The sequence below is a fragment of the Leptothoe sp. PORK10 BA2 genome (assembly GCF_034932105.1).
Taxonomy (GTDB): Bacteria; Cyanobacteriota; Cyanobacteriia; order Phormidesmidales; family Phormidesmidaceae; genus Leptothoe.
Genome location: NZ_JAYGIG010000017.1, coordinates 1 through 12,656 on the forward strand (window position 1 = coordinate 1; position 12,656 = coordinate 12,656).

The 12,656-nt window shown below is 50.1% G+C and carries 15 protein-coding genes; 6 read left to right on the forward strand and 9 right to left on the reverse strand.

Going from position 1 to position 12,656, the window contains the following annotated elements; all coding sequences use genetic code 11:
* Window positions 1-244: 244 nt before the first annotated feature.
* Entirely contained in the window at window positions 245-658 is a 414-nt protein-coding gene (locus VB741_RS06855; RefSeq protein ID WP_323364412.1) for a hypothetical protein, read from the forward strand.
* An 83-nt stretch (window positions 659-741) separates the two neighbouring features.
* Window positions 742-1,413: a tRNA (adenosine(37)-N6)-threonylcarbamoyltransferase complex dimerization subunit type 1 TsaB gene (gene tsaB / locus VB741_RS06860; RefSeq protein ID WP_326522184.1), complete on the forward strand. Its 672-nt coding sequence runs from the start codon at window positions 742-744 to the stop codon at window positions 1,411-1,413.
* A gap of 48 nt (window positions 1,414-1,461) precedes the next feature.
* Here the strand turns inward: tsaB and VB741_RS06865 are convergent, their stop codons facing one another.
* Both VB741_RS06865 and VB741_RS06870 read right to left on the reverse strand, forming a co-directional pair.
* Window positions 1,462-1,797 carry a hypothetical protein gene (locus VB741_RS06865; protein ID WP_323364414.1) on the reverse strand — a complete coding sequence of 112 codons (336 nt, stop codon included), beginning with the start codon at window positions 1,795-1,797 and terminating at the stop codon, window positions 1,462-1,464.
* 293 nt (window positions 1,798-2,090) lie between these two features.
* On the reverse strand, window positions 2,091-2,696 hold the full coding sequence (locus VB741_RS06870; protein WP_323364415.1) for a L,D-transpeptidase: 606 nt from the start codon (window positions 2,694-2,696) through the stop codon (window positions 2,091-2,093).
* Window positions 2,697-2,910: 214 nt separating this feature from the next.
* Here VB741_RS06870 and lipA point away from each other — a divergent pair, with 214 nt between their 5' ends.
* Entirely contained in the window at window positions 2,911-3,798 is an 888-nt protein-coding gene (gene lipA, locus VB741_RS06875) for a lipoyl synthase (RefSeq protein ID WP_323364416.1), read from the forward strand.
* Window positions 3,799-3,813: 15 nt separating this feature from the next.
* On the opposite strand, the gene mdh is transcribed toward lipA, so the two are convergent.
* The 7 genes from mdh to VB741_RS06910 form a co-directional block, all read right to left on the reverse strand.
* On the reverse strand, window positions 3,814-4,806 hold the full coding sequence (gene mdh, locus VB741_RS06880) for a malate dehydrogenase (RefSeq protein ID WP_323364417.1): 993 nt from the start codon (window positions 4,804-4,806) through the stop codon (window positions 3,814-3,816).
* Window positions 4,807-4,981: 175 nt separating this feature from the next.
* Window positions 4,982-5,197, reverse strand: a complete 216-nt coding sequence (locus VB741_RS06885) for an NAD(P)H-quinone oxidoreductase subunit O (RefSeq protein WP_323364418.1) — start codon at window positions 5,195-5,197, stop codon at window positions 4,982-4,984.
* A gap of 70 nt (window positions 5,198-5,267) precedes the next feature.
* Window positions 5,268-6,110 carry a DNA-formamidopyrimidine glycosylase gene (locus tag VB741_RS06890; protein WP_323364419.1) on the reverse strand — a complete coding sequence of 281 codons (843 nt, stop codon included), beginning with the start codon at window positions 6,108-6,110 and terminating at the stop codon, window positions 5,268-5,270.
* 56 nt (window positions 6,111-6,166) lie between these two features.
* Window positions 6,167-6,355 (reverse strand): photosystem I reaction center subunit IV, encoded by a 189-nt coding sequence (locus tag VB741_RS06895; protein WP_323364420.1) that lies wholly within the window; start codon window positions 6,353-6,355, stop codon window positions 6,167-6,169.
* 236 nt (window positions 6,356-6,591) lie between these two features.
* Window positions 6,592-7,473: a hypothetical protein gene (locus VB741_RS06900; RefSeq protein WP_323364421.1), complete on the reverse strand. Its 882-nt coding sequence runs from the start codon at window positions 7,471-7,473 to the stop codon at window positions 6,592-6,594.
* A 64-nt stretch (window positions 7,474-7,537) separates the two neighbouring features.
* Window positions 7,538-8,335: an RNA polymerase sigma factor SigF gene (locus tag VB741_RS06905; protein ID WP_323364422.1), complete on the reverse strand. Its 798-nt coding sequence runs from the start codon at window positions 8,333-8,335 to the stop codon at window positions 7,538-7,540.
* Between the two features lie 417 nt (window positions 8,336-8,752).
* Window positions 8,753-9,586 (reverse strand): photosystem II manganese-stabilizing polypeptide, encoded by an 834-nt coding sequence (locus VB741_RS06910; protein ID WP_323364423.1) that lies wholly within the window; start codon window positions 9,584-9,586, stop codon window positions 8,753-8,755.
* A 341-nt stretch (window positions 9,587-9,927) separates the two neighbouring features.
* Between VB741_RS06910 and VB741_RS06915 the strand changes: the two genes are divergently transcribed.
* The 3 genes from VB741_RS06915 to VB741_RS06925 all read left to right on the forward strand — a co-directional run bounded on the left by VB741_RS06915 (window position 9,928) and on the right by VB741_RS06925 (window position 12,452).
* Window positions 9,928-10,242, forward strand: a complete 315-nt coding sequence (locus VB741_RS06915) for a hypothetical protein (protein ID WP_323364424.1) — start codon at window positions 9,928-9,930, stop codon at window positions 10,240-10,242.
* Window positions 10,243-10,502: 260 nt separating this feature from the next.
* Window positions 10,503-12,017, forward strand: coding sequence for a hypothetical protein (locus VB741_RS06920; RefSeq protein ID WP_323364425.1), 1,515 nt, complete (start codon window positions 10,503-10,505; stop codon window positions 12,015-12,017).
* Window positions 12,018-12,290: 273 nt separating this feature from the next.
* Window positions 12,291-12,452: a hypothetical protein gene (locus VB741_RS06925; protein WP_323364426.1), complete on the forward strand. Its 162-nt coding sequence runs from the start codon at window positions 12,291-12,293 to the stop codon at window positions 12,450-12,452.
* Window positions 12,453-12,656 lie beyond the last annotated feature (204 nt).

A 12,656-nucleotide genomic window follows, 5' to 3' on the forward strand; every position in this document is an offset into this window, starting at 1 on the left:
GGCTGATGCCGATATTTTCCATAGAGATGCACCCGACCCACACGCTAGGTTTCAACTATTTCTTAAAACCCATTTACTGGGCACGCGCGTCTGTATCAAATATTACATTTTGAATTTATAATTGCTGTATATCATTGGTGGCACTATCCAGGGCTTGAGTTGGAAGTATTTTCTAAGTTTGTGCAACCTGTTCAAACTTGAATATACGTACTTTGGCACTCAGCTTACGGAGAGAGAGCAAGTCTTGAAACAGCTAAGCCCAGATCAGCCCTACACTTTAGAATTCGAAGACCGTCTGGTATTGCAACTGCGCGAAAAAATTGGTTTCCCCAAAAAGTCGGACTGGCTGGACAGTCGTCTCCAAGCCTATCTACGCGAGCGAGATAGCCCCTCTATCGCAACCGCAGATTCATTTATGGCCTCCCACATCATGTACCGCAACCTCTCCCTAGGTTGTCTGCTCCTGTGCCTGGTGAGCATGGTAAATGCGGTTCGTTTAAGTTCCTTAGAATCCTCATTGATCGGTCTCTTTGTTGGCTACATTGCCTATCTAATGTTTCTGCGGTCTGTGAGTTTCAAAAAGTGGCAAAACCGCACATTAGTCCTAGGCTTCTACTTTGCAGCCACTAAAGACCTAGACTCCGAAAAGAATCACTAGAGTCTGGTAACGTTAATGGGCAGAGTCCATCCCATCAGGCCAAAGACTCTCCATAACAACGTTTGCAGGCATTACTCAAAGAAATGTTCGGCTTGGCGCTTCACACTTCCACCCCTGAGCTGGGTTTAGCCATCAGTGATTTCGATACGATCCATCGCCATCAAACTTGGGATCTCGGTCGCGATTTATCCAGCCAGCTCCATGCCCTACTCCAAGGTTTTCTAGCCCCTCAACAGTGGCAGAATCTAGGATTTATCGTTGTCTGCATCGGCCCTGGTGGCTTTACCGGCACTCGTCTTGGCGTAGCCACCGCCCGCACCCTGGCCCAGCAGTTAGATATTCCCCTTTTTGGTATTTCCGCATTAGCCGCTGCCGCCCACTACAAAATTGTGGGCAATAGGGTGACGACCGACAGCCCCAAGTCTGAAGACAAAAACTATCCCCCTGGGCAGACGATGGATGTGGCTATTACTATGCCAGCTAAACGAGGAGCTGTGTATGGAGCAATTTACCAATGGACCGGAGACACCTTACTCACCCAGGTAAAAGACACCGTTTTACCCGCAGCAGCCTGGGAGTTACAGCAAACCCAATGGACTCAACCACTGACCCAGATATACCTAGAACCCGGCATGGGTCTGGCAGACACCACCCTATCCCTATTGGCCCTTGGGCACGGTCAGTGGCAAACGGCTCAAAACCCTGATTGGCGAGAGGTCACTCCGTTTTATGGCCAACACCCCGTCACGTCCTGACAGATCGCACTCAAGGAGCAGTCTTGGGAGAGGGCTTGTCTAGAGCGATCAATCTTGATTGGCCTGTCCATCTCGACGGCCCAACTCATACACACCGCTACCCATGCAGGCAATGATGCCAAAGCTCAGGGTCCAGCTATGGCCTAAGCCAATATCCAGCAGATAGTTGCACAGACCACCGGCCAATATAAACGGCACAATGCTCACCACCGAACCATAGAGTTCCGCCGGACCGGCGGTATTTTTCCGATTGGCAGCGTCTAGCCAACCTATGGCCTGTCGCTCTAACACCCCCACCAACCGCACCGCCAACGGTGAAAACATCAGATAAAGCGCTAGGGCCCAGAGAAATATGCCAGAAATCCAAGCTGGGTCAAAAGTCATTGGATAAAAATTACTCACCAGAGACGCCACAGCCATCGAGGCATCAGAAATTTAGATATCCACCTTTGATCCACATACCAAAGGGCTGTTGTCCTACAGATAAAGCTACAGAAGCCAACGTGGATGCAGTTTAGGTTTCGTTAAATTTCTCAAACTTCGTTCATGGTCTATACCTTAGGCTAAGGGATTTGATGCGTTCTGTCTCGTCCATCAGCGTTGTATTGACCCCATCGAAGAGATTTTGAGTCTATGGACTTTGCCTCTGTAGAAAATAGGGGGCAAAACTTCGTTTTCTAGCGCTTCACTATAACCGTGGTGCCCACTTCAACATAGGTATACAGATCCTCAATGTCTTCATTGAGCATGCGTACACAACCATGGGAAACGGCTTCACCAATCAGCCGTTCTTCGTTGGTGCCATGGAAACCAATTTCGCCATCACTACTGGACAAAAAACCAATCCAACGTGAACCCAACGGGTTATTTTTGCCAGCGGGGATGATCTCTCCGGTGATGGGGTGTTGCCAGGTGGGATACTCTTGGGCTTGAATCACCGTAAAGGTACCTTCGGGGGTCTCCCACTCAGCCTGGCCAACGGCCACAAGGTACTGTTTGATCACTTCACCCTGGCGATAGACATCTATTTTCCGCTCACTCAGCTGCAGCACAATATGGGTGTCTGAGGGGAGGGCTGGCAGTCGATTAGCCGCCAGCGGTCGACGACCGCTCATGATTGAGACCCATGGCACACGGGTGCTGACGTTACTGACAGCCTGGGTTGGTCTAGCATCAGCCACCTTCCAGCCAAAAGGATCACGCCACTCGATCAGGGCTAAGCCGAGGGCTGAACCAATGCACAGTAGGGCAAAGCTACGTGCTAAGGGATGAAGACCTTGCATGCCAGAAAAGTCTAGAAACAATGTAAAAGGTAAGGCCTACCATTCTAATGGCTACTATAGCAGGCGACTGCAGGCTTTCAGCCGATTGCAGCGCCCATAGCCTTGGCTATAAGACCGGTTGTCCCTGCCTTAAGTTGTTAGAATCATGGTTGCTGTTAAATCAGCTGACAGAGCAACTCCGTTCGTGCAGGCAAATTCGTAAGGGCAAGGTAGTGTGACCGTTAAACCAGACTGGCTGAGAGTCAAAGCACCCCAGTGGGAAAGAGTTGGCAATGTCAAGGGCATTTTGCAAGACCTGGCCCTCAACACAGTGTGTGAAGAAGCCTCTTGCCCCAATATTGGTGAGTGTTTTAATGCTGGAACGGCCACATTTTTAATCATGGGACCCGCCTGTACTCGGGCCTGTCCTTACTGTGACATCGACTTTGAGAAAAAGCCCCAGGCATTGGACCCCACCGAACCTATTCGCCTAGGGGAAGCGGTACGGCGCCTGGGGTTAAACCATGTGGTAATTACCTCAGTAAACCGGGATGACCTGCCCGATGGTGGCGCGAGCCAGTTTGTGCGCTGCATTGAGGAAACCCGCAAGCTTTCGCCGGATACCACCATTGAGGTGTTGATTCCTGACCTGTGCGGCAACTGGACTGCCTTGGAAATCATCCTAGGGGCGGCCCCTGAGGTGATGAATCACAATACGGAGACCGTCCCTCGACTCTACAAGCGGGTGCGGCCCCAGGGGGACTACCAACGCAGCCTTGAACTACTGCAGCGCACCCGTGAGTTAGCCCCCTGGGCCTATACCAAGTCAGGCATCATGGTGGGCCTGGGGGAAACTGACGAGGAAGTTCGCCAGGTGATGGCGGATCTACGCGCCGTGGGCTGTGACATTCTCACCATTGGTCAGTATTTACAACCCAGCCAAAAGCACTTGAGTGTGCAAGACTTCGTCACCCCTGAACAGTTTGACCAATGGCGAGATGTCGGGAAAGCCATGGGATTCTTACAGGTGGTATCGTCCCCCCTCACCCGCAGTTCTTACCATGCGGAAGAAGTCCGACGGCTGATGACTGAACATCCGCGTCCTCGCCCCCAAACCGTTTAGATCACCCATGCCGATCTAGAAGGAAAATAGCGATCGCGCTTTTTTCAAAGTTTGCCTAACTGACTGGGCAGAGGCTTCCAGGGCCGCTTGTTCTTCCTCAGTCAGGGACAGTTCCACCACTGAGGCTGCACCACTGCTATCAAGGTGACAGGGCACCCCCAAGTAGATGTCTTTGATGCCATAGGAGCCATCTAGATAGGCGGATACTGGCAGAATTGCCGATTGGTTTTGGAGAATTGCGGCCACCATGGTGGCCGTAGCCGCTGCCGGGGCATAGAATGCGCCTCCAGTTTTGAGGTGATTCACAATTTCCGCACCGCCTTGACGAGTACGCTCCACCAGCTGTCGAATTTTTTCGGCGGGCAGCAGTTCTGTCAGAGGAATACTACTGACGGTGGTGTGGCTAATCAGGGGCACCATCAAATCACCATGGCCCCCAAGTACCATGGTCGATACATCCTGGGAAGGTACACCCAGTTCGTGGGCAATAAACGTGCGAAACCTTGCAGAATCTAACACCCCTGCCTGGCCCATCACTCTATTAGGAGGCAGACCACTGGCCTGCCAAGCCACATAGGCCATCACATCCAAGGGGTTGGTCACCAGAATGAAATGGGCATCGGGCGAATGGGGCAAGGCATTTGCCACCACCTCTAAAATAATGTTGCCATTGACTTTCAGCAGATCGTCCCTGGACATGCCTGGCTTGCGGGGCAATCCTGCCGTAATCACAATCACCTGGGAACCGGCGGTATCTGAATAGTCGTTTGTACCGGTGATGTGATGGGTGCAGCCCTCTAGGGGGCAGGCCTCAGCCATATCCAGGGCTAGCCCCTGGGGACGGCCTGGAACAATATCCAACAGCACCACATGACCCAGGTTTTGGGAAAGTAAACTGCGGGCAAGGCTCGCACCGACATTCCCCGCCCCAATAACGGTAACTTTGGGAATGGTGATGGCAGTTGGGTTAATAACTGCAGTTTGAAGGGATGAACTAGCTACTACCATAGGACTCCTACTAGACCGATTGAGGGCACCTTCAAAGTCGCGCCCAGAGACGGTTCACTAAGTGGGTTGATATGTCCATTTTGGCGAGAGCTCCCTCAGGCTGGGGGAATCCCATGGGATTCTTATTAATACGTAGCTGGAAGATCTGGTTTTGTTTCTGGCTTTATGGCTGACTTTATTTAAATTCTTCGAGTTGCGCTATTTGCAACCAAATATTAGGGGTGGGGACTTGGCCAAATTTTACTAGGGCATAGTCATCACGGATATCGAGGATTTCTCCTTGGGTCTTAAAGATATAGGGGGGAAACCGAGTATCACTGGCAGTGGCTTCCACGCTGCTTTCTAGTTTTTCCCGCACAACTCGTACAAACGTACCTTTTTTAATGGCCATTACATTACAAAATAACTGGTCACCCTATTATCGCGCCTAAATCACCCATGGCATGAGCGCCTGGCCTGGTTTATTTCTGACAACTGGGGCAATAGTGGGCTGAACGTCCGGCCAGTTTAATCCGCTGAATGGGAGTGCTGCAGACACGACAAGGTTCATTCTCCCGGTCATAGACCCAGGCTACGCCACCGTAATTACCATTGGTGCCATGGATATCGCGAAAGTCGCTGAAGGTGGTACCCCCGGCTTCGATGCTGTCGGTAAGGACTTTGCGAATGGCGGTGTGGAGACGTTTAAGCCGAGGACGGGAAATGCGATCGCACTTCACCCTTGGCCGAATCCCACTCAAAAATAACGCCTCATCGGCATAGATATTGCCAATACCCGCCACCATAGCCTGATCAAGCAGGGCATTTTTTACCGGCCGCTGGCGTTTAAACCAGAGCTGCATATAGTCCAGGGAAAAATCATCGGCAAAGGGCTCTGGCCCTAAACGCTGCAGCCCCGTCATAATCTGCTCGGGCGGCACCCCTGGCGGCACCCACCACAAACGGCCAAAAGTACGCTGATCAACATAGCGCAGCTCTCGATCATGATCAAAAAAGATTCGAACGCGACAGTGGGAGGATACAGGCATTGATTGGGGCACCCACAATAGTTGTCCCGTCATGCGCAGATGACATCCCAACCAACCAACCGGTTGATTCTGTCGCCCTAATGCCGCCAATAAATATTTTCCCCGCCGCTGCCATGCCAGGATCTCAGCGCCGATAATGGCAGGCAAAAATTCCTCAACAAAAATGGGGTGGGCAATGCTGCGGTCTAACAGCACATCCCCACCCCTAATAGGATGATGCAGAGTAACTCGACTGAGCCCTCGTCGGACAGTTTCTACCTCAGGAAGTTCTGGCAAGGTACATTAGACAAACAACTCTGCTAATTCTACCAAGCCACCTTAGGCTAAAAGCTCTACTTGACTTCCTTTAATTCGGCTTCAGCAAAGTTGTTGGTGTTAACGCCAGCGTAGTTAACCTTGTCAAACCTAACAACAACTGAATACTTAATACCGCTTTGGTCAACGGAAGCAACGGTACCAGTATCTTGAAACCAATAGGATTCCTTCCGCAGGATACGTACTTTAGATCCACGCTTAACCATGAATAGGCCTCTCTTGTTCAAAGACGGGAATTTATGCGAGCAGCAAGCTACCTTTCCCCAGGGTACTACTCCTCAGAACCGAACTCACATTGTCAGCATTTAAGAATTGTTGCATATCGAAGATTTTAGACATATTTCTTTAGAAATCTTTCCCATAAAAATAGGAGCCGCTAGTTTGAATCACTAGCAGCTCCTATGGAATGAAATGAACTATTCCTAAAGGAAAATAAGACCAATTAAATGCCAGGTGTTGGCAGCTCTGGCAGCCCGCTGATGGTAGACAAGGCATCCGAAGGAGTTGATGCGGGTACATCCTCAACCGCATCTGCAGCAGGGGTAACAAAACGCTCTACTTCAATCCCATTCTCAACCAAAATCACTCGCGGTTCCAGGGCACTGGTATCAATGCGTTTGACAATTACGCTTCCCCCAGCAATCCGCTCCCCTTGTCTGACATACCGTTCTACCTCATCCGGTGCCTGGACAATGGCATAGGGGGATCCACCAATATTTATCACCCCTGAAACTCGCACAGCTCTGGCAATGGTCGGTTGGGGGATTTCAGGTAACGCGGCTATCTCTGGAAAACGCGAATCCACCTGGCGTTGCCCTGCCACCGTTGGGCGCGTCAGTTGGGCCGAGGAGGCTCCTCTACCAGCAGCAGCTGTTGTTGAACCAGCAGCTGCTGCACGAGCAGCAGTTGAACCTGGAGAGAAGTTAGAGCTAGCAGCCACCCCTCGATTATTAGCGCCGCCAGTAGCCTCAGAACCGGGCACTTCAATGGGCTGAGGCGGAATCAGCGGAATGGTCAACCCTGCAAACGGATCAGAACGAGTGCGCTCTACACCGATGGTGCGTTCATTAGGGTCAGTAGACTGAATCAAATCACGGGCAACCACGGTCGGGGAGTTGGCTGAAACTTCAACTAAATTGCCAGACTCTTCACCCTCTGGAAGACCAGGGAGCTTAGGATCGGGTATTTTGACCACCGGTGTATTTCCCTGATCCGTTGGGGCAGTTGGATCTTCAGTAACATCGCTGTTGCGATTAAAGAACCCACAACCGCTCAGGGAAATTGCCCCAGTCGTGATTAGCAATACCAAGAGCAGACGTTGCATCTTTCATCCTCCAAGGACTTTTGTTCGCAAAGTATAAATCAAGTTATGTCAAATGCATAGGGATTCAAACAAAATCCTTTCCGTCTTCCTCACTGGGGGCCATTAAATCCTTCAACCGTTTCAGGCCACTCTTAACTCGACGAGACACGGTTACGGCACTAATACCGAGGCGTTCAGCTGTTTCTTTTTGAGTCAGATCGTGTAAAAAGACAAATTCTAAAATTTCTTGAGTTCTACGTTCTAGCTGGGCTAGTCCCTGCTGGAGTCGAATGCGATCTTCCTGGGCCAGCTGGAAACTCCGATACTTTGGATCAGGTAGCAGGTCACTCAAAGAGGCAGAGCCACTGCCTTCTTCTTGAATTGGGGCATCTAAGCTCAGAAGTGAACGATTCCGACTGGCTAGCTTCACATCCTGCCATTCTTGAACCGTAATTTCTAGATGATTGGCAATTTCCTGATCGGTGGGCTTACGATCTAAGGTTTCTTGGAGTTCGCGAATAGCTCGGGCCGATTGGTGCTGTAACGCTTGCCATCGTCTTGGAATGCGAACAATAGCGCTGCGATCGCGCAAATAGTGCTGAACTTCACCTCGAATGTAGGGAATGGCAAAGGAGCTGAATGCATAGCCCTTGGACATGTCAAAGCGCTCAATGGCTCGAATTAGGCCCAAACTACCCACCTGCATCAAGTCATCAAAGCTCTCATTGGAATGATAGAGCCAATGATGAGCTTCCCGCCGGACCAAACCAAGGTTCAGTTGGACTAGTTTATTGCGCAACTCAGGTGAACGTTTTTTTTGATAATCATTCAACAACTCCAGAGTTTCGCTTTTAAGCGCTTGGTTAAGTTTGGAAGACGACATGGGAACCCCTTTGAAGGATAGGCCCACTGCCATATCCGTTGGGATAGAGACAGTATGAGCTACGAATGGCAAAAACCGTAAACCAGGAAACGAACTGTAATTTTAAGGTAATGATTCAATAGTGAACACCATAGATCAAGATCACAGTGACTGAAATCACAGATGACCCCCATCAGGCCCAGATTACTCGGTCAAAAATTGATTGAGTAATCGCATATATGCGGAAGTCTACGTTGCATTAGGCAGGTAAAACTACCATTAGCCCCCCATTCTTTATGGAGGCTTTATCTGGAGGGGGAATTTTCAAAGCAAAAAAGGATGGATAACTCTGGAGAGCTATCCATCCTTTGAAGATCTATTTTCTAGGAAAACCCATTAGATAGAGATACACAAATCAGCACGAGCTGCTAGGAAAAGCTATGCATCCAATGTTTCTACGCGACCGTAGAACAAGCCTTGGACTTTAACCTCAGAGGGCGCAGCAGTCCCCATGTCTGTGTCAGAAGGCTGATCACATTCAAATGTGCCAGCAATTTCGCCTGTGACACTGTCAACCTTCTCAACCTGGAGAGAAATGAAGCCTGTACCTACACTAAAGGACTTCATACTCTCTTTGATTAGCTCTTCACTATCGCCACCAGCCGGTAAAGCTACGGCAGTGTCATAACCTGTGGTCAAACCTCGACCCTTGGGATCTAAGAAGTTGGATGTGCGATAAGACGGTACACGATACTCACCGACAAAGTCAGTGGATGATGTTACGGAGCTTAAGCCAGCCTGGGTCTTGGCAATTAAGCCTTTAATGGTGAATAGAAAGGGAACTTCCTCGCCACCGGGCAGTAGCACGGTAACCGCTTGGAAATCCATCCCATCTTTTTCTTTGAAGACCAAGCTACCGTCACTGGCAGCTGATAGCTCACCACGTACCTGATCTAGGCTAGAGGTGTAACGGGTTAAGGACTTACCAGCAACAAACTCAGCTTCCCGACGCTTGTTGGCAGGCTCTTCTTTGACAAAGTAGCTAGTTGGCTCCAAGCATAGACCCGCAATCTGATAAGTTTGTCCGTTTTCAATAGCAATCTCCCCGCGACGAACGCTAGAAATCTGAGGACAGCTACCGGCTAATCCTGTATTTCTAATCTGATCGTAGGTCAGGGGCGTATCACCGTTAGCACTAGGAACATCGCTACATGCTGTTAATACACCCATGCAGAGTGCTAGAAATGCAGCGATTAGGGCACGATACCTCATGGTCAACCTCAAACAAAAAGCATTTATGTAAGAAAATTTGTCAGTGGTTATAGAACCGACTTGGGACTTGTGACGTTGCCTATGCCTAAAGCTTTCTATATCAGAAAGCCTGTTTCAGTAGGCTGACCGAAGCCGCGCTCAGGATAGCCAACTAACCTTCCCGAAAGTATTTTACACGGCCGAGTCCCCGGTGCATGCTGAAAATTACCAAATCTGGTGCATTGGCTGGTGGACTAACTGGGCTCAGTCAGATGCTGTAATGGGACGAGCGAGTAGACTAATTTGGGCTACACTGTGGCTGCATCATTAGGTTTTGGTGATATCAGGGTTAATTTATCTAGATGGAATCGTACGCTTCAGACGCCAACCAAGGGCAAGCTGCTGACATTGAGAAAATTCGATTGGCTGTTCAGATAGCGGCCCAGGAGAGGGCGGACGATTGCGAAGCCCTCTTGGTCCTGTTGAGGCAGCTGGAAGCCCTCCACCGAGATATTCGGGAAAACCTCTTCCAACCGGCATTACCGGCTAATCGCCACGGGCTGTATTCCTTACTTAAGGATATTGAGGTGAATGGTGGATGGCCTTATATTCAACGGATGAAACTCACAGAATTGCTCAAAATGTCGGCTCTCCCACCAGAAGCGTCTGAAGATTAAGGCACCGCTGATATTGAGTTAGCTCAGTTCCTAGGCAAACTGTTTTTCTTTCAGGAAGTCAACTGGAGGACGGTTTGGTTGGGTTTTAACGTGGGGCAAGGACCGGGCCCTGGGCAAAGGGTGATACAATCTGCCAGCTTTTGGGTGGTTATTTCTAGGGGATGGCATACTCCCCAAAGTCGATTAAGAAGTCGATTTGAGCTGCCCTGTGTTTCGGCAACAGAGCCGAGTTTAGTTGTTAATCGTGATAGTTCACAGCCATGGTAAGTCTTCGGCGTTTGGGCAGAAGTCGTCGTTTTTTGACAGTTTGTTTGGCAGCATTGCTAGGGGTGGCCTTAGTCCATTGGCCCATGCCGGGTGTTGCTCAGGTGGGCGATGGTAATTTGAATCAATATTGCCAACTGTCCCAGGCGGAAGTGGATGCTAAGGAAGCGGTGCGTCAACAGGCGGCCAATGGGGACGTGGCGGCAATCGCCCAGTACGACAACCTGGTGAAACGTCATGGCGATCTGTTAAAAACCTGCCGTCAGCGCCAGTGGCCACGCCAGCAAGCGACTTGGATTCGGCTATATCCCTGCGATCTGCGGCCAGGGGTGCTCGATGCCCTGATGGATCGGGTGATGAATTTGGGGTACACCGAAATCTATGTTGAAGCGTTTTATAACGGTCAGTTACTCATTCCCCAGCGGGATAATCGGACCGTATGGCCCAGTGTGATACAGCAACGAGGCTATGAAGATCGGGATCTGTTGGCGGATGCGATCGCAGCAGGTCATAAGCGCGGCCTCAAAGTCTATGCCTGGATGTTTACCATGAATTTTGGCTACTCCTATGGGCAACGCAGCGATCGGCAACAGGCATTGGCACGCAATGGCCTGGGCGAAACCACCTCAGCATTTGCCAGTCGGGGTGGCAGTAATAACATCGAAGAAATCTTTATCGACCCCTATAACTACCAAGCCCAAGACGACTACCGTCGCATGCTAGACCTCGTACTGCAGCGCAAACCAGACGGCGTCCTGTTCGACTACATTCGCTACCCTAGAGGTATCGGCAGCCACTCCGTAGCGGGGCAAGTGAAAGATCTATGGATCTATGGCAGTGCCGCCCAAAATTCATTGATTCAGAGAGGTTTAAACAATAAAGGTCGAGCCCTGATTGAACAATTTCTCTCCCGAGGGTATCTGACCGACGGAGACCTGGTAAAAGTCGACCAACAGTTCCCCAATGAAGCAGAACCCCTCTGGCAAAGTCGTCAACCATCTGGCAGCACTAGTGAGGTGCCCGCATCGGTGCGTCGTCCAGTCCTGCAGTTAGAGCTATGGCGATTGAGCGTGGCCCATGCAGTTCAGGGAGTCATTGACTTTCTCAATACCGTCGCCCAGCAAGTAAAACAACAAAATATTCCCGTAGGAACCGTATTTTTCCCTACCGCGAATCAACCCGTTGGCACCCAGGGCTACGACTCCCGACTCCAGCATTGGAATCGTTTTCCCAAATCCATTAGCTGGCACCCCATGGCCTATAGCATCTGTGGCAACCCCCAATGCATTGTGCAAGATGTACAGATGGTGCTGAGGCAGAATAGTGCCAACAATGTTCGCCCAGCCTTGGCGGGGGTGTGGGGCAAATCGATCAATAATCGGCCATCCCTAGAAGCTCAAATGGCCGCCATTCAGCAGGCAGCTCCCAACATTCAATCAGTTAGTCACTTCGCCTATTCCTGGCAAGATCCAGAATTTGATCGGGTGAGGAAGTTTTGCGCCCTGCCCTAGACCAATGTGTCTTAAGAGAATGCGGTCAAAGCCAGGGTAATAATATGGCCAAAGTCATAAGGGCAAAGGTAGCAGAGACGATCTTCCCTCAGAACAACAGACGCGACAAGATCGCATGAAAGTTCTGGCTAGACTGAGATGGCTTCAGGGTCAAGTTATTATTCAGGGCGTGAAATACAAATAACAAATAGAGACCAGCGGTAAGCGCGAAAGCATGCCATAAACGATGTCTCACTGTGGTCACCTCACATCCTCAAACGTTTACGGTTATCTATGGCATCTGTCACATTGACTAGGGGAATTTGTCCCTTAGAAACATCGCGCCATAACGTCCATGTCACCGCCAATGTGGCACATCAATATGCTGACTGCATCAGCACATTGGCCACAGCGTACGAGAGTGTTTTTATCGCCGCAATTAAATGTGTTACGTAAATGAAATTGTCACATTGATTAATCCCTTGACCAAGCATTGATTTAAATCAATGCTTGGTCAAAACCGCCCCTAAATTGAGAAAACTTTGTAAACCGACAAGCGCCCCAGATCTGCAAAAGACCCGGGGCGCCTAGTTCAAAGAATAAAGACAGATGAATTAGGCTCAATCAGGCCAATAACCAACCTGACGCAGTTACCCGAGG